The following is a 25,219-nucleotide window of genomic DNA, read 5'->3' as shown; positions in this document are numbered from 1 at the left end:
CGTTTATGTTACCCTTTATTTTTCGTTTTATTCGAAGTTTGTAATCTTTCATAAACAGTAGAAAGTGCTTGCTCAAATTTCCCTGTCGTTTTCGGTTTATAATATTGCTTGTTTTTTATTTTATCAGGTAAGTATTGTTGCCTTACCCAGCCATTTGGATGGTCGTGTGGATATAAATATCCAATGCCTCTTCCGAGTGATTCTGCGCCTTTGTAATGACTATCTTTTAAATGGCTTGGAATGTCACCTGTTTGACCGTTGCGTAAATCGTGTAATGCAGCATCAAGTGCTTTATAAGCTGAATTTGATTTTGGTGATAAGCATAGCTCTATAACGGCATTTGCAAGTGGGATGCGTGCTTCTGGGAATCCAACTCGTTCAGCTGATTCAATTGCAGCTAGTGTACGCGGTCCAGCTTGTGGGCTAGCAAGTCCAATATCTTCATAAGCCATAATAAGAAGGCGTCTGCCAATACTTTGTAAATCACCTGCTTCAATAAGGCGTGCTAAATAATGGAGCGCTGCATTTACATCACTTCCGCGTACTGATTTTTGAAATGCTGATAATACGTCATAATGAGCATCGCCGCCTTTGTCGTGAACGAAGCTCTTCTTTTGTAAGCATTCTTCTGCAATCTCGAGTGTGATTTCAGCCGCTTGATTGTCTGTAGTAAAGCTAGATAATACAGCAAGTTCAAGTGCGTTATAAGCGGAACGCATATCACCACCAGAGGCATTTGCAAAATGATGTAGTGCTTCATCTGTTACCGTTACAGCATATTCTCCAAGGCCTTTTTCTTTATCTTCTAAAGCTCTTTTTAACCCAATTAAAATATCATCTTCTGTTAGTGCGTGTAATTCGAAAATTTGACACCTGCTTCGAATAGCGGAGTTTATTGCATGGAATGGATTACTTGTCGTTGCACCAATTAAAGTAAGAAGTCCGCTTTCTAAGTGAGGTAATAGAAAGTCTTGCTTTGCTTTATCTAGACGGTGAACTTCATCTAAAATTAAAACGAGGTGTCGATGCATCTTTGCTTCTTGTACGACAACTTCCATATCTTTTTTATTGTGAGTAACAGCGTTTAATAGACGAAACGGGGTACCGGTACTTCCTGCAATTGCACTGGCAATGGATGTTTTTCCTGTACCTGGAGGACCGTATAAAATCATAGATTGAAAATGATTTGCTTGGACCATTCGCCATAAAATCTTTCCTTCACCAACTAAATGCTGTTGCCCAATAATTTCTTGAATATTTGTAGGGCGCATTCGATGTGCGAGTGGTTGTTTCATTTAGACCGTCTCCCTTAATATATAATCTCGTTCTATCGTATCATTTTTTTCTACGAAATTTGAAATAGGATGCTGTTTTATGGGAAAAATGAAGAAGAATATTTTCATTTTTCTTTCAATTGTAATAATTTCCGAGTTTTTCAATGTGATTTTATGTTATCATTTTGATACACAAGTTGAAATTTCTTATAATACTATATTATGCTATAATTTCATAGGATTTTAAATTGTGTTCTTTTTATAAATAAGATATAACCAATAGAAGTGAAAATTTGAAAAGAGGTGCAAAATAGATGAAGATTTCAACAAAAGGCCGCTATGGCTTAACAATTATGATTGATCTTGCAAAAAAGTTTGGTGAAGGTCCGATTTCATTAAAATCAATTGCGCAGGCGCATGACTTATCCGAGCATTACTTAGAGCAATTAATTTCACCACTTCGTAACGCTCGTCTTGTAAAGAGTACGCGCGGGGCATATGGCGGATATGTATTATCTGATCAACCGGCTAACATTACAGCTGGGGATGTAATCCGTGTATTAGAGGGACCGATTAGTGTTGTAGAAATGATAGAAGAAGAAGAGCCAGCACAGCGCCAGTTATGGATGCGTGTTCGTGATGCGGTGCAAGAAGTGTTAGATAGTACAACGTTAGAAGATTTAGTACGTTATGAGGAAGAAAATCACGGGGGCTATATGTTTTACATTTAATTCCTTGTGAAACGATTTGGAAAGAAGGAGATTTAATGGAACGCATTTACTTAGATCATGCTGCGACATCTCCGACTCACCCAGAAGTGGTCGAAAAGATGATTCCATATATGACAGAAATATTCGGGAACCCGTCTAGTATTCACTTTTATGGACGTCAAACTCGTCACACAGTAGATGGGGCGAGACGAGTGTGTGCACGCAGCATTCATGCGAATCCGAATGAAATTATATTTACGAGTGGTGGTACAGAAGCTGATAATTTAGCGCTTATAGGTGTAGCACGTGCGAACCGTCATAAAGGTAACCACATAATAACGACGCAAATTGAACATCATGCGATTTTGCATACGTGCGAATTGTTAGAGCGTGAAGGGTTTGAAGTGACATATTTACCTGTCGATGAAACAGGACGCATTCAAGTTTCTGACATACAAAAGGCATTAACAGAAGAGACGATTCTTGTATCTATTATGTTTGGGAATAATGAAGTAGGGACAATGCAACCAATTGTGGAAATAGGAAAGCTGCTAAAAGAGCATCAAGCTTATTTCCATACAGATGCGGTACAAGCTTACGGTTTAGTAGAAATTGACGTGAAAGAGTTTGGTATTGATTTATTATCAATTTCAGCTCATAAAATTAATGGGCCAAAAGGTGTAGGGTTCTTATTCGCTGGTGCAAATGTGAAATTTGAGCCGTTATTAATAGGCGGAGAGCAAGAAAGAAAACGCCGTGCTGGTACGGAAAATGTGCCTAGTATTGCTGGGCTTCAGCATGCAATTCTTATAGCTGAAAAAACTCGTGAGCAAAAAAATGCCCAATATGAAGAGTTTAAAGATATAATGGTATCTGTCTTCAAAAATGAAGGCATTACTTTCGAGGTAAACGGAAACTTAGAACATCGCTTACCGCATGTACTTAATGTAAGTTTTACAGGAATGAACATTGAACCGTTTCTTGTGAACTTAGACCTAGCTGGCATTGCAGTATCAAGTGGTTCTGCTTGTACAGCTGGTTCGATTGATCCATCACATGTATTAGTAGCGATGTTTGGAAAAGACTCCGATCAAATACGTTCATCCGTACGCTTTAGTTTTGGACTTGGAAATACGAAAGAGCAAATTGAAAAAGCGGCGTACGAAACAGTGAAAATCGTGAAGCGATTAACACAAAATTAGCATGGGAGGTGACATGATGAACAAACTACCTCACGAAACACGCGTTGTCATCGGAATGTCCGGTGGCGTCGATTCATCTGTAGCAGCACTTTTATTAAAAGAGCAAGGTTATGATGTAATCGGAATTTTTATGAAAAACTGGGATGATACAGATGAGAATGGTGTCTGCACAGCAACAGAAGATTACAATGATGTAATTGAAGTGTGTAACCAAATTGGTATTCCGTATTATGCAGTAAACTTTGAAAAACAATACTGGGATAAAGTATTTACGTACTTCTTAGATGAGTACCGAGCTGGTCGTACACCAAACCCAGATGTAATGTGTAATAAAGAAATTAAATTTAAAGCATTTTTAGAGCATGCAATTGCGCTTGGTGCCGATTATGTAGCAACAGGTCATTATGCACGCGTTGCTTATATGGACGGCGAATATAAAATGCTTCGCGGCGTTGATGACAATAAAGATCAAACATACTTCTTAAATCAATTAAGCCAAGAGCAATTATCAAAAACAATGTTCCCGTTAGGTGAACTGAAGAAACCACAAATTCGTGAAATGGCGAAAGAAGCTGGCTTAGCGACAGCGGCGAAAAAAGATAGTACAGGTATTTGCTTCATTGGTGAGCGTAACTTTAAAGATTTCTTAAGTAACTACTTACCAGCACAACCAGGTGTAATGCAAACATTATCTGGTGAAGTGAAAGGGAAGCATGACGGTTTAATGTATTATACAATTGGACAACGTCATGGTCTTGGAATTGGTGGTAATGGTGATCCATGGTTTGCTGTTGGAAAAAATCTAAAAGAAAACATTTTATATGTTGATCAAGGATTCCATAACGAACTTCTATATGGTGATGAAGTTATTGCTACGAATGTAGGATGGGTAAGTAACAAAGAAAAAGAAACAGAATTTAAGTGCACGGCGAAATTCCGTTATCGTCAAGAAGACAATAAAGTAACGGTTCAAATCGTTGATGAAAATACAGTTCGTATTCTTTGTGATGAGCCAATTCGTGCAATTACACCAGGACAAGCAGTCGTTTTCTATGATGGAGATGAGTGCTTAGGCGGTGCTACAATTGATGAAGTATACCGTAGTGGTAAGAAATTGGATTATTTAGGATAAATGAGAAGCCTCTGCCGATTAGCGGTTAGAGGTTTCTTTTACATAAAGCGAATTTTCGTTCGCTTGGAAAATACATTCTTTGTTATAATTTGTTGTAGAGGTGAAGGACATGTCAAACAAACTTGAAACAGGTATTCAATATATGCAAGAAGGAAATTGGGAAGAAGCAGCTAAAAATTTTACAGAAGCAATTGAAGAAAATCCGAAAGATGCGCTTGGATACATTAATTTTGCAAATTTATTAGACGTATTAGGAGATAGTGAGCGAGCGATTTTATTTTATAAACGTGCATTAGAGTTAGATGATAAATCTGCAGCTGCTTATTATGGCTTAGGAAACGTATATTATGGCCAAGAGCAATTTACTGAGGCGAAAGTTGTATTCGAACAAGCAATGCAAGCTGGATTACAATCAGCTGATGTAACATTTATGTTAGGTATTACACATGTACAGCTTGGAAATGATCGTCTTGCACTACCATTCTTACAAAGAGCAACAGAATTAGATGAAAACGATGTAGAAGCTGTATTCCAGTGCGGACTTTGCTTTGCGCGACTAGAACATATTCAAGAGGCGAAACCTTATTTTGAAAAGGTATTAGAAATGGATGAAGAGCATGCAGATGCGTATTACAATTTAGGTGTTGCTTACGTATTTGAAGAAAATAACGAGAAAGCTCTCGCTTTATTTAAGAAAGCAACTGAAATTCAGCCAGATCACTTTTTAGCTGGTAATGGCGTTCGTTTATTAGAGCAAGAAGCTGAATAAGATAAAAATATAGTTTAATGGGTAGTTATCCCTCATCTAAAAAGGTGGGGGATGTACTGCTCATTAAAGTGAAAATATCGGAAAGGAGAGGAAAGATGGGAAATCAACATGCAATGGATTTGTTTGAGGAAGAGAAAAAATTTATAAAAGCGCAAGTTCTTCATACCATTTTCCACAACGAAGAAAACCTCTATTCCGTTGTCAGTATGAAAGTCATTGAAACGAATGAAACGTATGACGAAAAGAAAGTAATGATAAACGGTCATTTTCCCCGCATGCATGAAGATGAAGTGTTTACATTGACAGGTCACTTTAAGGACCATCCAAAGTATGGAAAACAATATATGGTTGAAACATTTAAAAAAGAATTGCCGCAAACAAAAGCAGGTATGGTGCAATATTTAGCGAGTGATTTATTTAAAGGGATAGGAAAGCGTACAGCGGAAAAAATTGTGGATCATCTCGGGGAACATGCTATTTCTAAAATTATGGATGACCCTGAGGCGTTAAATGGTGTTGTTAACAAACAAAAGGCTCAGGAAATATATGAGACAATTGTTGAACATCAAGGATTAGAGAAAGTAATGAGCTTTTTAAATGGTTACGGTTTTGGAACGAAACTTTCTATTAAGATTTACCAGCAATATAAAGAGATGACATTAGAAGTGATTCGTAATAATCCGTATCAACTTATTGAAGAAGTGGACGGGATTGGTTTTGGACGAGCGGATGATATAGGGCGTGCGTTAGGGATATCGGGTAATCACGACGACCGTGTACGAGCGGGATGTTTTTACACATTAGAGAATGTCTCATTGCAACTTGGTCACGTTTATATGAGGAAAGATCAACTTGTAAGAGAAACGATGTCACTTTTAAACAATCAAGAAGGAAGAGTGACTGAAGAAGATATTATAGGTTGTATTGAAACGATGCAAAGTGAAGGGAAAGTCATCATAGAAGAAGAACGAGTGTATTTAGCAACTTTATTCTACTCTGAAAAAGGTGTTGTAAAGTCTATTCGTCGATTGATGAATCAAGAGGAAACACCTTCATTTCCTGAAGCAGAAGTGTTAAAAACATTAGGTGAAATTGAAGAACAGTTGAATGTACAATATGCACCATTTCAGCAAGAAGCGATTCAAACGGCACTTCATAAACCGATGATGTTATTAACAGGTGGACCAGGAACAGGAAAAACAACCGTTATTAAAGGGATTGTTGAAATGTATGCGTCACTTCACGGATTATCGTTAAATCCGAATGAATACAGTGATGATAATCCATTTCCAATACTATTAACAGCTCCAACAGGAAGAGCAGCGAAGCGGATGAGTGAATCGACAGGACTTCCAGCTTGCACAATTCACCGTTTGCTTGGCTGGACGCCAGAAGGATCTTTCCAGCGTAATGAAACGGATCCTGTCCAAGGTAAGCTCCTTATTATCGATGAATTTTCAATGGTTGATATTTGGCTCGCAAATCAGCTATTTAAGTCGCTACCAACGAATATTCAAGTTATCGTTGTAGGTGATGAAGATCAGTTGCCATCTGTAGGACCTGGACAAGTATTAAAAGATTTATTAAATGCAGGTGCAGTTCCGACAGTGAAGCTTACTGAAATTTATCGTCAAGCAGAAGGCTCATCTGTTATTCAACTTGCCCATGCGATCAAAGACGGCACACTCCCGCCAGATTTAGCGCAAAATAAAAAAGATCGTTCGTTTATCAGCTGTACAGGGGCTCAAATTGTTGAGGTTGTGAAAAAAGTTTGCGAAAACGCTAAAACAAAAGGCTTTAGTGCAAGGGATGTTCAAGTATTAGCACCGATGTACCGCGGGCCTGCTGGTATTAATGTATTAAACGAAGCGCTGCAACAAGTATTTAACCCGAAAAGGGAAAAGAGTAAAGAAATCCAGTACGGTGATGTTGTATACCGAAGAGGCGATAAAGTACTGCAACTCGTTAATCAGCCGGAGAGCCAAGTGTTTAATGGGGATATCGGAGAAATTGTTTCGGTGTTTTATGCGAAAGAAAACGTTGAGCAACAAGATATGATTATCGTTTCATTTGATGGAATTGAGGTAACGTATACAAAGCCGGATTTAAATCAAATTACACATGCATATTGTTGTTCGATTCATAAATCACAAGGTAGTGAATTTCCGATTGTTATTATGCCGATTGTGAAAAGTTACAACCGTATGTTACGCCGTAATTTAATTTACACGGGCATTACAAGAAGTAAGAAGTTCCTTATTATTTGCGGGGAGGAAGTAGCTTTCCAATCTGGTGTAAATCGCCTTGATGATGCAATGCGTCAAACAACTTTAGCTAGTCGCTTGCAGGAATCACAAGGAGAAGTACAGATGGTCACAGTTAATGGCGAGGAAATGGACGTGGAAAACATTTCACCGTATGATTTCATGTAACAAGGTGAAATTATATAGTGAAACTTTCAAACGCATAGCGTTGAAAGGCTCCAGCAATGTATAAATGAATGCGGTTTGGACATAATGGCGAATAGAATCTGGGAGACTGTAAGGAGATGAAAGCCATATGTTCATTTGTCCAAATTGCAAAGGGAAAGACATTGGGAAAATAGGTGTCAACCAATTTTATTGCTGGAATTGTTATATCGAATTATCGGTTTCAAAGGGGAAAATCCATACGCATCAAGTTGAGGAAGATGGTTCATTAAGCTCTCTTGATGATTTATTTGATGAGAATGAAAGAACGATCGGATAACGAAAAGGGGGATTTACTTTGAATCTACGCAATTCATTAATCGCATTAGGTGTTGGAGCTGCAGCATATCAATATGCTCGTAAGCAAGATGTATTTTCAAAACGCAATATGAAAAAAGCACGTAAGATGATTAAGTCTTACTTATAATCATTTCGATAAAGTGAAAACTCCCTTATAGACAAGGGAGTTTTTTTATGCACTCATATGCAAATAAAAAAGTCCAATTTCTGAGAAAAGATAAGATAGACCGTAACAGCCGACGCCAAGTATTCCATACTGCCATAATTGCTTCGCTTTTTCTTTACGTGAGGAACGAATAAAGAACCCCTTCCAAATACCAAAGCCGATACAAATCCATTCAAGAATCATAAAAAGTGCTGATAATCCAAGCATAAACAAAACCATAATTAGCCCTCCTGATTACATTATTTCATGCTGTATTCTCAGGGGTGGTTGTCCTTGTTATGTTATTTATATGTACGTCTTTAAAAAACAGTATGGTCCGTATGAAAAGATTTTAAAAGTTTCACACATAACCTAACCCATTTATTTTCAAAATAAAGGTGGAGGAGGTTTTTCATGTGAAGAATCTTAAAATCATTTGGATATATCGTTTAGGATTATTGTTACTTGTTTTTCTTTGTTTGCTCGTCTTTTTAAAAATTAAGCCACTATGGGCACCGATTATTTTTGTATTTAAAGTAGCGATTACGCCGTTTCTTATCGCCTGTTTTATTGCGTATTTATTGCACCCTTTAATTGAAAAAATTCATAAGGAAGGGATGCCCCGTACACTTGCCATTTTGCTCATTTATATCCTTTTCTTTGGCGGAATTGGTTATGGGATTTATAAAGGAACACCAGTCGTTATTAAACAGTTACAAGAGATTAATGAACAATTTCCGCAGTTTACAAAGATGTACGATTCGTGGATGGATGGCGTTACAGAACAAACAGCGAATTTCCCTTCGTTCATTCATGAAAAGGTGAAACAACTTTTTGTGGGTGTGGAAACGAAGATTCAAGCGCTTTTAAATAAAGTGATGAGTACAGCTCGTGGTGTACTCGATTCATTGCTCATTATTTTCTTAATACCGTTCATTGTATTTTACATATTAAAAGATTATGGTGAGTTTTATCATATCTTTTGGAAACTAGTCCCAAGTAAATGGCGAGGTACGGGGCAAATGCTTGCGAAAGAAATTGATAAGTCACTTGGAAGTTATATTCGAGGACAGTTATTTGTTTGTTTAGTATTAGGGGGAGTATCAGCTCTTTCTTTTTGGTTTATCGGTATGAAATATCCATTATTGCTTGGCATTATTATTGGGGTAACGGATATAATCCCGTACTTTGGTCCTATTTTAGGAGCGATCCCGACGTTAATGATTGCAGCAACAGTATCAACGAGTTTACTTATTAAGGCGGGGATTACGATTGCTATTTTGCAATTTGTGGAAAGTAACATTTTATCGCCTTACATTGTTGGTAAGTCACTTCGTATGCATCCTGTTATTATTATGCTTGCATTACTAGTTGGGGGGGAAGTAGCTGGTATTGTAGGATTACTAATATCGGTTCCGATTTTAGCAGTTATTCGTACTGTCATTGTTCATGTGAGACCTCTCTTGAAAAAAGAAAATGTGTAAGTATAGAAGCCCTCTATGTAAGAAATAGAGGGCTAATCATATATTTATTTAGAAAGCTGCTCGTGTATCTTTTGAACGAGGGAGCTCACATCATTTGTTTGAATATGTTTTATTTTTTTCCATTCATTATCATACATAAATACAATTTGATTGTTGAAAAGACGCTTTTGTTCTTTTAGATTAGAAATTTTTGCAAAAGAGTACTCTTCAAATATTGGATTCTTACTTACATCTGGCCCGTAAAAGAATAGCCTTTTGTTCGTTAAAATTAGCAATCCTGGCCTTGCGACGGAACGATAAATAAATATGTCTAATGAACATGCTGCGTAAAATAATATCGTTTCGTCAGTTGCTAATATGTTTTTAGCTTTGTTAAGTAAGGTTGTCATTGTGATCGCTCCTTTATTTTATTAACAATAATTTAATTATAGCAAAAAAAGTAATATTTAGAAATTTTTATAAATTATTATTGTAAGGAGATTCCAATTTATTAATAAACGCATAATATATGAAAAGGCTGTTAAGAATGAATAGTAGAATACCTATGATTAATAAGCGATTAATACAATATAAATGATTATCTACATTGACAAACTTAAGAGAATTCTATTATATTTAGTCATATAATACATTAAATCAATGACGGAACAAGTACGTTACAGTCCATTTATAGAGAGAAGCTTCCATATGGCTGAAAGAAGCTTTAAATGAAGGGTAACAGAAAGCTAATCCTGAGAGCAGCTAATCACTGCCGTCTTGCCACGTTACGGCACCATGAGGTGATGAATTGATTGTTATTGTAATCAATTCATAATTAGGGTGGTATCGCGAGTTAACTCTCGTCCCTTTTATAGGGACGGGAGTTTTTTATATTTAAGGAGGAAAATACAATGAAACAACTAACAGGCGCACAAATTCGTCAAATGTTTTTAGACTTTTTCCAAGAAAAAGGACATGCAGTAGAACCTAGTGCATCACTAGTTCCACATGAAGATCCATCTCTTCTATGGATTAATAGTGGTGTAGCAACATTAAAAAAATATTTTGATGGACGTGTAATCCCACAAAATCCACGTATTACAAATGCTCAAAAATCAATTCGTACAAACGATATTGAAAACGTAGGGAAAACAGCTCGTCACCATACATTCTTTGAAATGTTAGGAAACTTCTCAATCGGTGATTACTTCAAAGAAGAAGCAATTACATGGGCTTGGGAATTCTTAACGAGCGACAAATGGATCGGATTCGATAAAGAATTACTATCAGTTACAATCCATCCAGAAGATGAAGAAGCATTCACAATTTGGAATGAGAAAATGGGCGTTCCAAAAGAGCGTATTATCCGCTTAGAAGAAAACTTCTGGGATATCGGTGAAGGACCAAGTGGACCGAATACAGAGATTTTCTATGACCGCGGAGAAGCTTACGGTAATGACTTTAGTGACCCAGAATTATATCCAGGCGGAGAAAACGAGCGTTACTTAGAAGTATGGAACCTTGTATTCTCTCAATTTAATCATAATCCAGATGGTTCATATACACCACTTCCTAAGAAAAACATTGATACAGGGATGGGTCTAGAACGTATGACATCTATCGTTCAAGATGTGCCTACGAACTTTGATACAGATCTATTCATGCCGATGATTGGTGCAACAGAATCAATTTCTGGTGAGAAATATCGTAATGGCGATTTAGAAAAAGATATGGCGTTTAAAGTAATTGCTGACCATATCCGTACAGTAACATTTGCTGTTGGTGACGGTGCTCTTCCTTCTAACGAAGGCCGTGGTTATGTATTACGTCGTTTATTACGCCGCGCTGTTCGTTATTCGAAGAAATTAAACATTAACCGTCCATTCATGTTTGAATTAGTACCGGTTGTTGGAGAAGTAATGAAAGACTTCTATCCAGAAGTACTTGAAAAGAAAGATTTCATTGCGAAAGTTGTGAAAAACGAAGAAGAGCGTTTCCATGAAACACTTCATGATGGTGAAGCAATTTTAGCTGAAGTTATTACAAAAGCAAAAGAAGAAAAAACAACTGTTATTTCTGGAGTAGATGCGTTCCGTCTATATGACACATACGGTTTCCCAATTGAATTAACAGAAGAATATGCAGAAGAAGCTGGCATGACAGTTGATCATGAAGGTTTTGAAAATGAAATGGAAAAACAACGTGAGCGTGCACGTGCTGCTCGTCAAGACGTTGACTCAATGCAAGTTCAAGGCGGTGTACTTGGAGAAGTTAAAGTAGCGAGTGAGTTCGTTGGTTACGGTACAGTTGCAACAGAAAGTAACGTTGTTGCACTTGTGAAAAACGGCGAATACACAGACAGCTTACAAGCTGGTGAAGAAGGACAATTAATGCTTGATGTAACACCATTCTATGCTGAGAGCGGTGGACAAATTGCAGACCGTGGTTACCTTCTTGCTGATGGCGTGAAAGTTCTTGTAAAAGACGTGCAAAAAGCACCAAATGGTCAAAACTTACACAAAGTTGTTGTTGAAGAAGGTACATTAACGAAAGATGCGGCTGTGAAAGCTATTATCGATACGAAAAACCGTAGTAGCGTTGTGAAAAATCATACAGCAACTCACTTACTACACCAAGCATTAAAAGATGTACTTGGAACACACGTTAACCAAGCAGGTTCTCTTGTAACTTCTGAACGTTTACGCTTTGACTTCTCTCACTTCGGTCAAGTACAAGCTGACGAATTAGAAAAAATTGAGCGTATGGTAAACGAGAAAATTTGGGAAAGTATTGATGTTGAGATTTCTCAAAAAGCAATCGAAGAAGCGAAAGAAATGGGCGCAATGGCATTATTCGGTGAAAAATACGGTGATGTTGTACGCGTTGTACAAGTTGGCGATTACAGCTTAGAGCTTTGTGGTGGTTGTCACGTTGATAATACAGCTTCTATCGGTATTTTCAAAATCGTTGCTGAGTCTGGTATCGGTGCAGGAACTCGTCGTATTGAAGCAGTAACTGGTAAGTCTGCATACGAATTAATGAACGATCAAGTAGGTTTATTAAAAGAAGCAGCAGGAAAAATGAAAACAAATCCGAAAGATATTTTAACAAGAGTTGATGGTCTATTTGCCGAAGTAAAACAACTGCAAAAAGAAAATGAATCTCTTGCTGCGAAATTAAGCAATATCGAAGCTGGAAACTTAACTGATTCTGTAATGACAGTTGATGGTGTGAATGTATTAGCAGCGAAAGTAAATGTCGCAGATATGAACAACTTACGTACGATGATGGATGATCTAAAAAATAAATTAGAGTCGGCAGTTGTTGTATTAGCGTCTGTTAATGACGATAAAGTAAACATCCTAGCAGGTGTAACGAAAGACTTAATTGGCCAAGGTTACCATGCTGGTAAGCTTGTGAAAGAAGTAGCTTCTCGTTGCGGCGGTGGCGGTGGTGGCCGTCCTGATATGGCACAAGCAGGCGGTAAAAACCCAGCTCAAGTCGAAGAAGCTTTAGCATTTGTACAAGAGTACGTTAAATCTGTTTCAAAATAAAGAGATAGTAGTGTACAATGGTAGGGAGAGGAGAAGTTCTTCTCCCTATACTTACTATATAAGTGAGGTGCTTGAAATGGACGGTTTTGATAAAACAATGAAGTTTAGCATTCAAGATGAAAAACAGAGTGTCCATGTAAATGATGTACTTTTAACTGTGTATGATGCACTTCAAGAAAAAGGCTATAATCCGATTAACCAAATCGTCGGTTATTTATTAAGTGGAGACCCAGCATACATACCTCGCCATAAAGATGCACGTAGCATCGTTCGCAAGCTTGAACGTGATGAGATTATTGAAGAGCTTGTGAAGTCTTACTTGAAACATCATCGTGAGGAGTAGTTTATGCGGATATTAGGTTTAGATGTAGGTACAAAAACAGTCGGAGTTGCAATTAGCGACGAAATGGGCTGGACAGCACAAGGATTAGAAACAATTAAGATTAACGAAGAACGAGGTCACTTTGGTTTTGATCGTATTTCTGAGTTAGTAAAGCAGTACAATGTGGATAAAATAGTAGTAGGTTTACCTAAAAATATGAATGGTACAATTGGCCCACGTGGTGAAGCGTGCCAACAATTTGCAGAAAACCTACGAGAGCTGTTACAATTAGACGTTGTAATGTGGGACGAGCGTTTGTCAACGATGGCAGCGGAACGTCTACTCATTTCAGCTGATGTAAGTCGTAAGAAGCGAAAACAAGTAATCGATAAGATGGCTGCAGTCGTAATCTTACAAGGATTTTTAGATAGTAAATAAGAGGTGACCAAAATGGAAGAAAATCAAATTACAATTGTAGACGAAAAAGGTAACGAACATTTATGTGAAATTATTTTCACTTTTGATGCTGAAAAATTTGGTAAAAAATCATATGTAGTCTTCTCTCCAATCGGTGAAGTAGACGAAGATGGAGACCCAATTTATGATGCAATGGCTTATGAGCAAAATGAAGAAGAGGGCGGAAGCTTACTTCCAATCGAATCTGAAGAAGAGTGGGAAATGGTACAAGAAATGTTCAACACTCTTGCTGATGAGCAAGAAGCTGAATAATAGGTACTGAAAAGATGGACGACATACAGTCCATCTTTTTTTGTATTTATATGTAAAATGAAAGATTTTTTGTCGAAACTGTGTAAGTCTTTGTAGTATAATGAGACGGATTGTAGAAAAATAAAGTGTCTATTAAAAAAAGATAAGTGAATTTGTTGCGTTTTTACATCGTGCTGTATAGAAAGGTGTACATACGGTCTACAATTAAGTAAGGAGGAAATGTTTTGATAGAGAATCAAGTGAAAAAGAAGCGTAGACGCATCTTTTTATTTTCGATTATTGCACTGCTTTTAGTTTGTGGTTCAGTCTATGCGTATATTTCATCCGCATTAGGACCAGTTGATACCGGGAATAAAAAAGAGATTGAAGTAGAAATTCCGAAAGGATCATCTACAAGTAAAATTGGAGAAATTTTAGAAGAAAAAGGCGCTGTAAAAAACGGTACAGTTTTTAGTTTTTATACAAAGGCTAAATCGAAAAGTTTACAAGCAGGTACATATTTATTAAACCCTTCAATGAATGCTGAAGATGTGATCGAACAAATGTCATCTGGCAACGTGCATCGTCCAGCTCTTTATAAAGTGACGATTAAAGAAGGGGCGCAAGTAACTGAAATTGCAGAAACGATTGCGACAGAACTAAAGTGGAATAAAGATGATGTTACGCGTCAATTAAACGATAAAGCATTTATTCAAAAAATGCAGCAAAAGTATCCGAAGTTATTAACGGATAAAATCTTTGATAGTAATATTAAATACCCATTAGAAGGTTATTTATATCCTGCAACGTATTCGTTTTATAAGAAAGATACAACGTTAGAAGAAATTGTAATTCCGATGCTTGAGAAAACAAATGCAATCATTGTTCAAAATGAGGCGAAAATGAAAGCGAAGAACTGGGATGTTCATCAGCTTTTAACATTATCTTCACTTATTGAAGAAGAGGCAACTGGTTTTACAGATCGTCAAAAGATCGCTAGTGTCTTTTATAATCGTTTAGCAAAAGGTATGCCGCTTCAAACGGATCCAACGGTATTATATGCACTTGGAAAGCATAAACAACGTGTATTATACGAAGACTTAAAGGTCAACTCACCGTACAATACGTATGTTGTAAAGGGATTGCCGGTAGGGCCGATCGCAAACTCTGGTAAACATTCAGTGGAAGCTGCGTTAGAACCTGCGCAAACAGATTATTATTATTTCTTAGCTGCACCAAGTGGTGAAGTGTACTATGCGAAAACATTAGAAGAGCATAATGCATTAAAGCAAAAATACATTACGAAAAAACAGTGAAATGGGGAGGGATAGCGAAAAAAGTCGCACATCCCTCTTTTTTGTGGTAAAATATATCGGGTTAAAAACTGGCAGAAGAATCGTTTTTAATATCAAAACGGGACGTACAAGCTAAGGGTAAAGCTGGCTTGTATTTTTATTGCATTCTATGTGGGAAAAGACGTCATAGAGGCACTTCTCCATGTAAATAAGGAGGACCATTTATGGAGGATGCAGTTAACGAGTACCTATTATCATTTATTGATCCGAAAGATAAATTAATTCTTGAAATGGAAGAATATGCAACAGAAAATCATGTGCCGATTATGGATCGACTTGGAATGGAATTTATGCTGCAATTTTTACGTTTAATTGGACCGAAAAGCATTTTAGAACTTGGAACAGCAATCGGTTATTCTAGTATTCGTATGATGCAAGCTATTCCAAATTCACGTATTGTGACAGTTGAGCGCAATCGTGAGCGATATGAAAAAGCACTTGAATATATAGAACGTTCCCCAGTAACAGATCGTATTTCAGTTATTTACGGTGATGCGTTAGAAACAGGTGAACAAGTAAAAGAACACGGGACATTTGACGTTATTTTTATTGATGCAGCAAAAGGACAGTATCGTCGCTTTTTTGACTTATATGAACCGTTATTAAATCCTGGTGGCGTAATTATTTCAGATAATGTTATGTACCATGGTCTTGTAACGACAAAAGAGAAGATTGAAAACAGACGTACACGTGGTTTAATCCGTCGTATTAAGACGTATAATGAGTGGCTTATGAACCATGAAGGATATGATACAACAATTTTCCCAATTGGTGATGGAGTAGCTGTTAGTAAAAAGAGAGGGTGACCAAGGTATGAAGAAACCTGAATTGTTAGTAACGCCAAGAGCGGTGGCGGATATCGAACTTCTTGCGAAAGCAGGAGCAGATGCGGTAATGATCGGTGAGCAAAAGTTTGGTTTACGTTTAGCAGGGGAGTTTTCACGTGAAGATGTAAAACAAACTGTGAAGATTGCGCATGAAAATGGTGTGAAAGTATACGTAGCAATGAACGCTATGTTCCACAACGATAAAGTAGAAGAATTAACAGATTACGTTTCATTTTTAAATGAAGTAAATGTAGATGCAATTGTTTTCGGAGATCCAGCAGTATTAATGGCTGTTCGCGAAGTAGCGCCAAATATGCAGTTGCACTGGAATACAGAAACGACAGCAACCAATTGGTTCACTTGTAATTACTGGGGCCAAAGAGGAGCGAAGCGTGCTGTATTAGCTCGTGAGCTGAGCTTAGATGAAATTGTTGATTTAAAAGAAAATGCTGAAGTGGAACTAGAAGTACAAATTCACGGTATGACTTGTATGTTCCAATCGAAGCGTTCATTAGTAGGAAACTACTTTGAGTATCAAGGACGTAATCTTGACATTGAAAAGAAAAAATATGAAGAGAATATGTTCTTATATGACCCAGAGCGTAATAATAAATATCCAATCTATGAAGATGAAAATGGTACTCATATTATGAGTCCGAACGATATTTGTTTCATCGATGAATTAGAGGAACTAATCGAAGCTGAAGTTGACAGCTTAAAAATCGATGGTGTACTAAAAAGTTCTGAATACATTATTGAAGTAACGAAGAAATATCGTCAAGCGATTGATTTATGCGTAGAAGATCGTGATGCGTATTATGACGTGAAAGATGCTCTATATAAAGAAATAGAAGAAATGCAACCAGTAAATCGTCCGTTAGACACAGGATTCTTCTTTAAAGAAACGGTTTACTAAACGAGGAGGGTGTAGGAAATGACTGTACAAGAAATTTCACGAGTGATCGATGGCAAGCGCGTTATTGTGAAGAAACCTGAACTGTTAATCCCTGCGGGTAACTTAGAAAAATTAAAAGTAGCTATCCATTATGGGGCAGATGCTGTATATTTAGGTGGACAAGAATTTGGTCTTCGTTCGAATGCAGGTAACTTTACGCTGGAAGATATGGCAGAAGGCGTTGAATTTGCAAAGAAATATGGAGCGAAAATATATGTAACAACAAATATTTTCGCACATAATGAAAATATGGACGGGCTAGAGGAATATTTAAAAGGGATTGAAAAAGCTGGCGTAACGGGAATTATCGTTGCTGATCCGCTTATCATTGAGACGTGTAAACGTGTAGCGCCTTCTGTTGAGGTGCATTTAAGCACACAGCAATCACTATCCAACTGGAAAGCAGCACAGTATTGGAAAGAAGAAGGTTTACATCGTCTTGTATTAGCTCGTGAAGCAAGCTATGAAGAAATGAAAGAAATTAAAGACAAAGTGGATATTGAAATTGAAGCATTCGTCCATGGTGCAATGTGTATCGCATATTCAGGAAGATGTACACTAAGTAACCATATGACAGCGCGTGACTCTAATCGTGGCGGTTGTTGCCAATCTTGCCGCTGGGATTATGATTTAGTTCAAACAGTATCACAACATAAAGATGCAAAAGAGCTTCCTCTATTCCAAGAAGAAGATGCTCACTTTGCGATGAGTCCAAAAGATTTAAATTTAATTTTATCAATTCCGAAAATGATTGAAATTGGAATCGATAGTTTAAAGGTAGAAGGACGTATGAAATCAATCCATTATGTAGCGACTGTAGCAACTGTATATCGTAAAGTAATTGATGCTTATTGTGCGGATCCGGATAACTTTGAGTTTAAACAAGAATGGTTAGATGAGCTTGATAAATGTGCAAATCGTGATACAGCTCCTGCATTCTTTGAAGGGGTTCCAGGACATCAAGAGCAAATGTTTGGAAATCATAGTAAGAAAACAACGTATGATTTTGCTGGTTTAGTGTTAGATTATAATGAAGAAACGGGCATCGTAACGCTTGAGCAACGTAATCATTTCAAACCAGGACATGAAGTGGAGTTCTTTGGACCAGAAATAGAAAACTTTACGCAGACGGTGGAGAAAATTTGGGATGAGGATGGAAACGAATTAGATGCAGCGAGACATCCGTTGCAAATCGTGAAATTCAAAGTGGATCAACCAGTGTATGTGAATAATATGATGCGCAAAAGCATACTTCAATAAGAAAGAGTGGTAGTCGAATGGGGACGAATAAGCCTGTTGTAATTGGAATCGCTGGTGGTTCAGGATCAGGAAAAACAAGTGTAACGAAAGCGATTTTTGACCATTTTAAAGGTCATTCCATTTTAATCTTGGAGCAAGATTATTATTACAAAGATCAAAGCCATTTACCAATGGAAGAGCGTTTAAAAACAAATTATGATCATCCGCTTGCGTTTGATAATGATCTGTTAATTGAACATTTGCAGCAGTTGCTTGCATATGAGCAAATTGATAAGCCTGTATATGACTATACATTGCATACGCGTTCAGAAGAAATTATTCCAGTTGAGCCGAAAGATGTAATTATTTTAGAAGGAATTCTTATTTTAGAAGACCCACGTCTTTGTGAGTTGATGGACATTAAGTTATTCGTTGATACAGATGCTGACCTTCGTATTCTGCGCCGCATGCAGCGTGATATTAAAGAGCGCGGTCGTACGATGGATTCAGTTATTGATCAGTACGTAACTGTTGTACGTCCAATGCACAATCAATTTATTGAGCCTTCTAAGAAGTTTGCGGATATTATTATCCCTGAAGGTGGACAAAACCATGTTGCAATTGATATTATGGTGACAAAAATTGCAACAATTCTTGAACAAAAAGTAAATTTGTAATAGCATAGTAAAAGATATACGGTAGGAAGGGATTTTTTCCCTTCCCATCGAATACAATGAAACATGCAACCTCATCTATATATAGGTGAGGGCATATTTATATCAACTTTCCATACATATCTTCTTTATATAAAGAAGAATTGGAAATACGGGGTTGTATGTGACAACTCCGCTAGTGCAAGGGTACTAGAAACCTCCGCTAACAATGGAAGCGGAGGAGTTTTCATATGGAACTCCTCTTTTTTTCGGGGGATTGGTATATAAAAGGAGTGGAAAATATGTCAACAGAAAAAACATACCCTATGACGCAAGAGGGTAAGCAAAAACTAGAGAACGAACTTGAGCAATTAAAAACAGTAAGACGTAAAGAAGTAGTAGAACGTATTAAAATCGCACGTAGCTTCGGGGACCTTTCTGAGAACTCTGAGTACGATGCAGCGAAAGATGAGCAAGCATTCGTAGAAGGACGTATTACACAATTAGAAAATATGATTCGTAACGCAGTTATCATTAAAGATAATGGCGAAGTATCTACTGTTGTTACATTAGGTAAAACAGTAACATTTAAAGAATTACCAAATGGAGATGAAGAAGCGTACACAATCGTAGGTAGTGCGGAAGCTGATCCATTTGAAGGAAGAATTTCTAACGATTCTCCAATCGCAAAAAGCTTATTAGGTAAGCAAATTGGTGAGAAAGTAACAATCCAAACACCAGGCGGAGAAATGCAAGTAGAGATTGTCTCTGTAAAATAATAAAAAAATCACTCGTGTAAAAACGAGTGATTTTTTTATTTGTATAAAAGATGAAACACTCCGTCCAAACTATAACAGACGAGGTGTTTTTTTATGAAAATAAAACGGAGAATTACAATTGTTTTAATTTGTTTTATGGGCATTATGTTTTTATTGCTTTGTCGTTTAATTCAAATTCAAATTATAGATACAGAATCATTTACTGATCGCAAAATAAATTTAATTGAAAAAAGTGTTACGCAACGTACGCAATCCATTGCAGTAGACGATGGACGTGGGCAGTTTATAGATCGTAGTGGTAAAGAAATAGGTGAGGAAAAGTATCCTGTTTTAATTGTTTTTCCATTTTTACAAATAAAAAATGACATGTTAGAGAAAATCGCGCATATCATTGGTGTGTCGAGACAAGAGATCAGAAGACAAATGAAAAATAAAAAAAATGCATTTATACTGCAAGGGGAAACTGCTCCATTTCGAGTGACAAGAGAGCAGATGGAGAAGGTGAATCAATTACATGTATTAGGTATTGTAGCAGCTGAAGTGCGATTAAAACAAACTGGGGAGATAAATCATTTAATTGGTGATGTAGGGGAGAACGAAAGAGAATTTCAAAAGCGATATGGAGAAGTGAAAAAAATTTCAAAACAAACGCCGATAGGTATTTCAGGATTACAGCAATCATTTGATGAATTTTTATTGACTGATGGAGAGGCAAAAGTATTGTATCAAGTAGATCGGCAAGGAGAACCGATTTTCGGAAAGCAAGCGAAATATACTTCACCAGGAAATCCATTTTACCCCGTTAGGATTCAAACTACTTTACATAAAGGGTTGCAGCAAAAAGCAGAAGAAGTGATTGAAGCAAATGAAATAAAGAAGGGGGGATTAGTATTACTTGATGTAAAGACAAATGAAATATTAGCGATGGTCAGTAAGCCGTCTTTACAAGTAAGAGATAAGAATTTATATAAGACTACACTTGAAAATCAAATGTTAACGCCGCATTTTCCAGGCTCTGTTTTTAAAACAGTAGTTGCAGCTGCAGTCATTGATCAAAAAGTAAATTTGTTTAATCGGACATTTAATTGTAATAAAGATTTATATGGTGAAAATGACCCACAAGTTATGATGGGTACACTTAACTTCAAAGAGAGCTTTGCTAGGAGCTGTAACAGGACATTTTCTGAGTTAGGTAACGAGCTATTACAAAAGGATAGGACGGTGCTAGAAACATACGTAGCAGCTTTAGGAGCAAATGAAAAGGTCGGATGGAAAGGTTCTGTATTTCATACACCTCATTTCGAGCAAATGCCAGAAGAAAAAGGCTCTACTATTTGGGGGAATGAAGAAAATAAAAATAGTAAAAAAGCGGTAGAGCAAACAGCGATTGGACAGAAAGATGTACGTATATCACCTCTAGCAATTGCTAATATGATGGCGACGATTGCGAGGAATGGAGAAAAAATGGAAGTGAAAGCTGTTGAAAAAATAGTATATAAAAATGGAGCGGATTTTTTTACATTTGAGAACCATACGTTACATGGAAAACAGCTTTCGTATGAAACAGTGAAAACATTACAAGAGTTATTAAGAGGCGTTGTAACAAGGGAGAAAGGAACAGGAACGGCATTCCGCTCGTTACCGCTCAGTGTCGCTGGAAAATCCGGGACAGCGCAAACAGGGAAAGGGACGAGGGTGAATCGCTGGTTTGCAGGTTATTTTCCGTATGAGAATCCAAGATATGCTTTAGTTGTTGTTGATCTAGAGACTGATAACAAAGTGAATAAAGTCACACCTATTTTTAAAGATATGGTAGGAGCAATCTATCAATTGGAGAATGAAAAGTAATCTTGCAATTTATAGTGAATTGTTTTCATTTCATGAAAATATCAGTGTAAATGTTCAACCTTTCTAGATTTAATGTTACAATAGCAATTAGGAAAAACTGCATGGAGGTTTGGAGAATGGCAGGAGGATCAAGATTCCAACAGAAACAACAAAAACGTCGTCAAAACGGTGTTTTAAATATTGCAATCGCTATTGTATTACTATTAGTAGCTATTGTAGCATATCAATTGTTCGTTCCTAGTACGAAAGAGCAAGCATCTTCTACTGATAAGAAAGTCTCTCAACAAACAACAAAGAATGAGAAAGCTGGAAAATCAGAAGATAAAGAATCTGCTAAGAAAAAAGAAAAAGAGCAAGCAGAAGCTAAGCAAAAAGCTGAAGAAGAGAAGTTAAAGGCTGAGGAAGAAAAGAAAAAAGCTGAAGAAGAAGCGAAAGCTAACGAGAAAGTATCAGCTGAAAAAACTGTATCCAAGGCAAAAGAGGCTTATACAAAACCTTCTTGGAAAGCTGTAGGAACAGAGCAAGGTTCATCACCAGCGATGACGTTTAAACAGGGGTCATCAGATTGGAATGAGATGCAAAGTGCAATTGCTGCAGGTATTGAAGTACCGAAGGAGCAATTAGTATTCCATTTTGTTGGAAGAGACAAAACTGGAAAGAGTAAAGCTTATGGTGACGTTCAAGATAAGCAAAGTGGAAAAAGATATTACGTAAATATTGATTGGGTAGACAATGAGGGCTGGAAACCAGTACTTGTTCAAACTCTAAACTAAAAAAGAGAAGCTCCTTAGGAGCTTCTCTTTTTTAGTTAACGCAATTTCTTTAATTTAAAATGAACAACCGCGCTATAATACGGTCTTTTGCTTTCAGGATCCATAACCATTTGATGTGAGATGTGATGAACTTCAAGCATAAGTGCTTTATTATTATCGATTTGTTCACTAATTTTTCGTTCTAAAGAAGCTAAGTCTCCCGCTTCAAAAAATTCTACTTTATCTTCTAACATTTCAAAGGTAAATGACATGAAGACGGCCCCTCTCCTATGTAATCAACTATAGTGTAACAAAGAAAAGAAGGAAATACCATGTACATTTCAATTGACATTTTTAGAAAGAGGGAATATCATACTGATAAAACCGATAAGAAAAAGGGGAATTTTTATGGGCACAGAATTTAATGGTTTATTTGATGAGTGGGCTCATACGTACGACTCATTCGTACAAGGCGAAGATATACAATATAAAGAAGTTTTCGCCCATTATGAGGATATTCTAGAGGATGTAGTTAACAAGTCATTTGGTAATGTATTAGAATTTGGTGTCGGTACAGGTAATTTAACAAATAAATTATTACTTGCTGGCCGCACAGTTTACGGTATAGAACCGTCGCGTGAAATGCGTATGATTGCAAAAGAGAAATTGCCAAAAGAATTTTCGATTACAGAAGGTGATTTTCTTTCGTTTGAAGTCCCAAATTCAATTGATACCATTGTAAGCACCTATGCATTTCATCATTTAACAGATGATGAAAAAAATGTAGCGGTTGCGAAGTATAGTCAATTGCTAAACAAAGGTGGTAAAATAGTGTTTGCTGATACGATATTTGCAGATCAAGATGCATATGATAAAACTGTTGAAACAGCAAAACAAAGAGGTTTTCACCAGTTAGCAAACGATTTGCAAACGGAATACTATACACGCATTCCAGTTATGCAGACTATTTTTGAAAACAATGGCTTCCATGTAACGTTTACGAGATTAAATCATTTCGTTTGGGTAATGGAGGCAACTAAGCAATAGAAAGAGGGATTAGATTGAGAATTGCTGTAATTGGAGCAATGGAAGAAGAAGTACGTATTTTACGTGACAAATTAGAACAAGCAGAGACAGAAACGGTTGCAGGTTGTGAATTTACGAAAGGACTATTAGCAGGACATGAAGTAATCTTGTTAAAGTCTGGTATTGGTAAAGTAAACGCAGCGATGTCAACGACAATTTTATTAGAAAAATATAAGCCTGAAAAAGTAATTAATACTGGTTCAGCTGGTGGATTCCATCATTCTCTAAACGTTGGTGATGTAGTTATTTCCACTGAAGTTCGTCACCATGACGTAGATGTAACAGCATTTAACTATGAATATGGTCAAGTACCAGGAATGCCGCCTGGATTTAAAGCTGATGAGGCGTTAGTTGCATTAGCTGAGAAATGTATGCAAACTGAAGAAAATATTCAAGTTGTAAAAGGCATGATTGCAACAGGCGATTCATTTATGAGTGATCCGAACCGCGTTGCAGCCATCCGTGATAAATTTGAAAATCTTTATGCGGTAGAAATGGAAGCAGCAGCTGTCGCACAAGTATGCCACCAATATGAAGTTCCGTTTGTTATCATTCGCGCACTTTCTGATATTGCTGGTAAAGAATCAAATGTTTCATTTGATCAGTTTTTAGATCAAGCAGCTCTTCATTCTACAAACTTTATCGTAAAAGTGTTAGAAGAGTTAAAGTAATGTAACAAAAAGGCAACTGTCTCATATAAAGAAAATACATACAGTTGCCTTTTCTTTATTGGCAAACAAGGGGGAGAACACGATGAATGTATATCGTGGAGTTCATGAGTTAATTGGTCATACACCAATTGTAGAAATTACTCGTTTTTCACTTCCGAAAGGGGTCCGCTTATTTGCAAAGCTTGAATTTTATAACCCAGGCGGAAGCGTTAAGGATCGTTTAGGAAGAGAATTAATCGAAGATGCGCTAGAAAAAGGGCTTGTTACCCAAGGTGGAACAATTATTGAACCGACTGCTGGGAATACTGGTATTGGACTGGCACTTGCAGCATTAGAACATGATTTACGTGTTATCGTTTGTGTACCAGAGAAATTTAGTATTGAAAAACAAGAATTAATGAAAGCACTAGGTGCAACGGTTGTGCATACACCGACTGAGCAAGGAATGACCGGTGCAATTGCAAAAGCAAAAGAATTAGTAAATGAAATACCGAATTCATACTCTCCAAGTCAGTTTGCGAATGAAGCAAACCCGCGTGCTTATTTCAAAACACTAGGTCCTGAACTTTGGGATGCACTGAATGGAGAGATTAACATATTTGTTGCTGGAGCAGGAACTGGCGGTACGTTTATGGGGACTGCATCTTATTTGAAAGAAAAAAATATAGATATTAAAACAGTTATCGTAGAGCCAGAAGGATCTATTTTAAATGGTGGTAAGGCTGGTTCACATGAGACCGAAGGAATTGGACTGGAATTTATCCCGCCATTTTTGAAGACATCTTATTTTGATGAAATTCATACGATTTCTGATCGGAATGCATTTTTACGAGTGAAAGAATTAGCGCAAAAAGAAGGACTTCTCGTTGGGAGCTCTTCAGGAGCAGCATTTCATGCGAGCTTACTTGAGGCAGAGAAGGCAGCACCAGGTACAAATATTGTAACCATTTTTCCTGATAGCAGTGAGCGCTATTTAAGTAAAGACATATACAAAGGATGGGAATAAA

General features: G+C 37.1%; 27 protein-coding genes and 1 other annotated feature. Of the genes, 23 read left to right on the top strand and 4 right to left on the bottom strand.

Annotated elements, in window-relative coordinates; genetic code table 11:
• Nucleotides 1-8: 8 nt before the first annotated feature.
• Nucleotides 9-1,295, bottom strand: a complete 1,287-nt coding sequence (locus QCI81_RS08970; protein WP_075720250.1) for a replication-associated recombination protein A — start codon at nt 1,293-1,295, stop codon at nt 9-11.
• Between the two features lie 293 nt (nt 1,296-1,588).
• On the opposite strand from QCI81_RS08970, the gene cymR reads away from it, so the two are divergent.
• From cymR to QCI81_RS08935, 7 genes are all read left to right on the top strand, one after another.
• Nucleotides 1,589-2,005, top strand: a complete 417-nt coding sequence (gene cymR, locus QCI81_RS08965; RefSeq protein WP_000704116.1) for a cysteine metabolism transcriptional regulator CymR — start codon at nt 1,589-1,591, stop codon at nt 2,003-2,005.
• Nucleotides 2,006-2,040: 35 nt separating this feature from the next.
• The gene (locus QCI81_RS08960) at nt 2,041-3,186 is read left to right on the top strand and encodes a cysteine desulfurase family protein (RefSeq protein ID WP_071729605.1); all 1,146 of its coding nucleotides are present in this window, start codon (nt 2,041-2,043) and stop codon (nt 3,184-3,186) included.
• 16 nt (nt 3,187-3,202) lie between these two features.
• On the top strand, nt 3,203-4,318 hold the full coding sequence (mnmA, locus tag QCI81_RS08955; RefSeq protein ID WP_001038010.1) for a tRNA 2-thiouridine(34) synthase MnmA: 1,116 nt from the start codon (nt 3,203-3,205) through the stop codon (nt 4,316-4,318).
• Between the two features lie 109 nt (nt 4,319-4,427).
• Nucleotides 4,428-5,087: a tetratricopeptide repeat protein gene (locus QCI81_RS08950; RefSeq protein ID WP_000066411.1), complete on the top strand. Its 660-nt coding sequence runs from the start codon at nt 4,428-4,430 to the stop codon at nt 5,085-5,087.
• Nucleotides 5,088-5,182: 95 nt separating this feature from the next.
• Nucleotides 5,183-7,519, top strand: coding sequence for an SF1B family DNA helicase RecD2 (recD2, locus tag QCI81_RS08945; RefSeq protein ID WP_000528080.1), 2,337 nt, complete (start codon nt 5,183-5,185; stop codon nt 7,517-7,519).
• Nucleotides 7,520-7,646: 127 nt separating this feature from the next.
• Complete coding sequence (locus QCI81_RS08940; RefSeq protein WP_000469281.1) at nt 7,647-7,835, top strand: hypothetical protein; 189 nt, start codon at nt 7,647-7,649, stop codon at nt 7,833-7,835.
• 18 nt (nt 7,836-7,853) lie between these two features.
• The gene (locus tag QCI81_RS08935; protein WP_001053553.1) at nt 7,854-7,982 is read left to right on the top strand and encodes a YrzQ family protein; all 129 of its coding nucleotides are present in this window, start codon (nt 7,854-7,856) and stop codon (nt 7,980-7,982) included.
• Nucleotides 7,983-8,027: 45 nt separating this feature from the next.
• Here QCI81_RS08935 and QCI81_RS08930 read toward each other — a convergent pair whose 3' ends face one another.
• Nucleotides 8,028-8,240 carry a hypothetical protein gene (locus QCI81_RS08930; protein WP_000242539.1) on the bottom strand — a complete coding sequence of 71 codons (213 nt, stop codon included), beginning with the start codon at nt 8,238-8,240 and terminating at the stop codon, nt 8,028-8,030.
• A gap of 176 nt (nt 8,241-8,416) precedes the next feature.
• On the opposite strand from QCI81_RS08930, the gene QCI81_RS08925 reads away from it, so the two are divergent.
• Complete coding sequence (locus QCI81_RS08925) at nt 8,417-9,484, top strand: AI-2E family transporter (RefSeq protein ID WP_000793129.1); 1,068 nt, start codon at nt 8,417-8,419, stop codon at nt 9,482-9,484.
• Nucleotides 9,485-9,528: 44 nt separating this feature from the next.
• On the opposite strand, the gene QCI81_RS08920 is transcribed toward QCI81_RS08925, so the two are convergent.
• Nucleotides 9,529-9,873 carry a PH domain-containing protein gene (locus tag QCI81_RS08920; RefSeq protein ID WP_000209466.1) on the bottom strand — a complete coding sequence of 115 codons (345 nt, stop codon included), beginning with the start codon at nt 9,871-9,873 and terminating at the stop codon, nt 9,529-9,531.
• Between the two features lie 241 nt (nt 9,874-10,114).
• Nucleotides 10,115-10,334, top strand: a binding site (T-box leader).
• 40 nt (nt 10,335-10,374) lie between these two features.
• Here QCI81_RS08920 and alaS point away from each other — a divergent pair.
• The 12 genes from alaS to QCI81_RS08860 all read left to right on the top strand — a co-directional run bounded on the left by alaS (nt 10,375) and on the right by QCI81_RS08860 (nt 22,476).
• On the top strand, nt 10,375-13,017 hold the full coding sequence (alaS, locus tag QCI81_RS08915; protein ID WP_071729607.1) for an alanine--tRNA ligase: 2,643 nt from the start codon (nt 10,375-10,377) through the stop codon (nt 13,015-13,017).
• Nucleotides 13,018-13,093: 76 nt separating this feature from the next.
• Complete coding sequence (locus tag QCI81_RS08910) at nt 13,094-13,360, top strand: IreB family regulatory phosphoprotein (protein WP_000348591.1); 267 nt, start codon at nt 13,094-13,096, stop codon at nt 13,358-13,360.
• A 3-nt stretch (nt 13,361-13,363) separates the two neighbouring features.
• Nucleotides 13,364-13,777, top strand: a complete 414-nt coding sequence (gene ruvX / locus QCI81_RS08905; protein WP_001221193.1) for a Holliday junction resolvase RuvX — start codon at nt 13,364-13,366, stop codon at nt 13,775-13,777.
• Between the two features lie 12 nt (nt 13,778-13,789).
• Entirely contained in the window at nt 13,790-14,068 is a 279-nt protein-coding gene (locus tag QCI81_RS08900) for a DUF1292 domain-containing protein (protein ID WP_000392245.1), read from the top strand.
• A gap of 224 nt (nt 14,069-14,292) precedes the next feature.
• A complete protein-coding gene (gene mltG / locus QCI81_RS08895) occupies nt 14,293-15,363 on the top strand; it encodes an endolytic transglycosylase MltG (protein ID WP_071729609.1) in 1,071 nt (356 codons plus the stop codon).
• Nucleotides 15,364-15,566: 203 nt separating this feature from the next.
• Nucleotides 15,567-16,208: an O-methyltransferase gene (locus QCI81_RS08890; protein ID WP_000389102.1), complete on the top strand. Its 642-nt coding sequence runs from the start codon at nt 15,567-15,569 to the stop codon at nt 16,206-16,208.
• Between the two features lie 7 nt (nt 16,209-16,215).
• Complete coding sequence (locus QCI81_RS08885) at nt 16,216-17,145, top strand: peptidase U32 family protein (RefSeq protein WP_000742793.1); 930 nt, start codon at nt 16,216-16,218, stop codon at nt 17,143-17,145.
• Nucleotides 17,146-17,163: 18 nt separating this feature from the next.
• Nucleotides 17,164-18,444 carry a peptidase U32 family protein gene (locus QCI81_RS08880; RefSeq protein WP_000217961.1) on the top strand — a complete coding sequence of 427 codons (1,281 nt, stop codon included), beginning with the start codon at nt 17,164-17,166 and terminating at the stop codon, nt 18,442-18,444.
• A 17-nt stretch (nt 18,445-18,461) separates the two neighbouring features.
• Nucleotides 18,462-19,100: a uridine kinase gene (gene udk, locus QCI81_RS08875; protein WP_000537080.1), complete on the top strand. Its 639-nt coding sequence runs from the start codon at nt 18,462-18,464 to the stop codon at nt 19,098-19,100.
• Between the two features lie 278 nt (nt 19,101-19,378).
• Complete coding sequence (gene greA, locus QCI81_RS08870) at nt 19,379-19,855, top strand: transcription elongation factor GreA (RefSeq protein WP_014894880.1); 477 nt, start codon at nt 19,379-19,381, stop codon at nt 19,853-19,855.
• Between the two features lie 93 nt (nt 19,856-19,948).
• Nucleotides 19,949-21,703, top strand: coding sequence for a peptidoglycan D,D-transpeptidase FtsI family protein (locus QCI81_RS08865; protein WP_071729611.1), 1,755 nt, complete (start codon nt 19,949-19,951; stop codon nt 21,701-21,703).
• A gap of 116 nt (nt 21,704-21,819) precedes the next feature.
• Complete coding sequence (locus QCI81_RS08860) at nt 21,820-22,476, top strand: YrrS family protein (protein ID WP_000897097.1); 657 nt, start codon at nt 21,820-21,822, stop codon at nt 22,474-22,476.
• Nucleotides 22,477-22,511: 35 nt separating this feature from the next.
• Here QCI81_RS08860 and QCI81_RS08855 read toward each other — a convergent pair whose 3' ends face one another.
• Nucleotides 22,512-22,727: a YrzA family protein gene (locus tag QCI81_RS08855; protein ID WP_000010984.1), complete on the bottom strand. Its 216-nt coding sequence runs from the start codon at nt 22,725-22,727 to the stop codon at nt 22,512-22,514.
• Nucleotides 22,728-22,863: 136 nt separating this feature from the next.
• Between QCI81_RS08855 and QCI81_RS08850 the strand changes: the two genes are divergently transcribed.
• The 3 genes from QCI81_RS08850 to QCI81_RS08840 all read left to right on the top strand — a co-directional run bounded on the left by QCI81_RS08850 (nt 22,864) and on the right by QCI81_RS08840 (nt 25,218).
• A complete protein-coding gene (locus QCI81_RS08850; protein ID WP_000536323.1) occupies nt 22,864-23,502 on the top strand; it encodes a class I SAM-dependent DNA methyltransferase in 639 nt (212 codons plus the stop codon).
• A 14-nt stretch (nt 23,503-23,516) separates the two neighbouring features.
• On the top strand, nt 23,517-24,212 hold the full coding sequence (gene mtnN / locus QCI81_RS08845; RefSeq protein WP_001217027.1) for a 5'-methylthioadenosine/S-adenosylhomocysteine nucleosidase: 696 nt from the start codon (nt 23,517-23,519) through the stop codon (nt 24,210-24,212).
• 82 nt (nt 24,213-24,294) lie between these two features.
• Nucleotides 24,295-25,218, top strand: a complete 924-nt coding sequence (locus QCI81_RS08840) for an O-acetylserine dependent cystathionine beta-synthase (protein WP_001103877.1) — start codon at nt 24,295-24,297, stop codon at nt 25,216-25,218.
• The last annotated feature ends 1 nt before the right edge of the window (nt 25,219 follow it).

Source organism: Bacillus cereus group sp. MG20, from assembly GCF_040459885.1.
Taxonomy (GTDB): Bacteria; Bacillota; Bacilli; order Bacillales; family Bacillaceae_G; genus Bacillus_A; species Bacillus_A cereus.
This window is presented reverse-complemented; position numbering and strand designations above follow the sequence as displayed.

Excerpts from the sequence above, each read along its gene's own strand:
- QCI81_RS08970 (WP_075720250.1), bottom strand. The coding sequence starts at position 1,295 with ATGAAACAACCACTCGCACATCGAATGCGCCCTACAAATATTCAAGAA.
- cymR (WP_000704116.1), top strand. The coding sequence starts at position 1,589 with ATGAAGATTTCAACAAAAGGCCGCTATGGCTTAACAATTATGATTGAT.
- QCI81_RS08960 (WP_071729605.1), top strand. The coding sequence starts at position 2,041 with ATGGAACGCATTTACTTAGATCATGCTGCGACATCTCCGACTCACCCA.
- mnmA (WP_001038010.1), top strand. The coding sequence starts at position 3,203 with ATGAACAAACTACCTCACGAAACACGCGTTGTCATCGGAATGTCCGGT.
- QCI81_RS08950 (WP_000066411.1), top strand. The coding sequence starts at position 4,428 with ATGTCAAACAAACTTGAAACAGGTATTCAATATATGCAAGAAGGAAAT.
- recD2 (WP_000528080.1), top strand. The coding sequence starts at position 5,183 with ATGGGAAATCAACATGCAATGGATTTGTTTGAGGAAGAGAAAAAATTT.
- QCI81_RS08940 (WP_000469281.1), top strand. The coding sequence starts at position 7,647 with ATGTTCATTTGTCCAAATTGCAAAGGGAAAGACATTGGGAAAATAGGT.
- QCI81_RS08930 (WP_000242539.1), bottom strand. The coding sequence starts at position 8,240 with ATGGTTTTGTTTATGCTTGGATTATCAGCACTTTTTATGATTCTTGAA.
- QCI81_RS08920 (WP_000209466.1), bottom strand. The coding sequence starts at position 9,873 with ATGACAACCTTACTTAACAAAGCTAAAAACATATTAGCAACTGACGAA.
- alaS (WP_071729607.1), top strand. The coding sequence starts at position 10,375 with ATGAAACAACTAACAGGCGCACAAATTCGTCAAATGTTTTTAGACTTT.
- QCI81_RS08910 (WP_000348591.1), top strand. The coding sequence starts at position 13,094 with ATGGACGGTTTTGATAAAACAATGAAGTTTAGCATTCAAGATGAAAAA.
- ruvX (WP_001221193.1), top strand. The coding sequence starts at position 13,364 with ATGCGGATATTAGGTTTAGATGTAGGTACAAAAACAGTCGGAGTTGCA.
- QCI81_RS08900 (WP_000392245.1), top strand. The coding sequence starts at position 13,790 with ATGGAAGAAAATCAAATTACAATTGTAGACGAAAAAGGTAACGAACAT.
- QCI81_RS08890 (WP_000389102.1), top strand. The coding sequence starts at position 15,567 with ATGGAGGATGCAGTTAACGAGTACCTATTATCATTTATTGATCCGAAA.
- QCI81_RS08885 (WP_000742793.1), top strand. The coding sequence starts at position 16,216 with ATGAAGAAACCTGAATTGTTAGTAACGCCAAGAGCGGTGGCGGATATC.
- QCI81_RS08880 (WP_000217961.1), top strand. The coding sequence starts at position 17,164 with ATGACTGTACAAGAAATTTCACGAGTGATCGATGGCAAGCGCGTTATT.
- udk (WP_000537080.1), top strand. The coding sequence starts at position 18,462 with ATGGGGACGAATAAGCCTGTTGTAATTGGAATCGCTGGTGGTTCAGGA.
- greA (WP_014894880.1), top strand. The coding sequence starts at position 19,379 with ATGTCAACAGAAAAAACATACCCTATGACGCAAGAGGGTAAGCAAAAA.
- QCI81_RS08865 (WP_071729611.1), top strand. The coding sequence starts at position 19,949 with ATGAAAATAAAACGGAGAATTACAATTGTTTTAATTTGTTTTATGGGC.
- QCI81_RS08860 (WP_000897097.1), top strand. The coding sequence starts at position 21,820 with ATGGCAGGAGGATCAAGATTCCAACAGAAACAACAAAAACGTCGTCAA.
- QCI81_RS08855 (WP_000010984.1), bottom strand. The coding sequence starts at position 22,727 with ATGTCATTTACCTTTGAAATGTTAGAAGATAAAGTAGAATTTTTTGAA.
- QCI81_RS08850 (WP_000536323.1), top strand. The coding sequence starts at position 22,864 with ATGGGCACAGAATTTAATGGTTTATTTGATGAGTGGGCTCATACGTAC.
- QCI81_RS08840 (WP_001103877.1), top strand. The coding sequence starts at position 24,295 with ATGAATGTATATCGTGGAGTTCATGAGTTAATTGGTCATACACCAATT.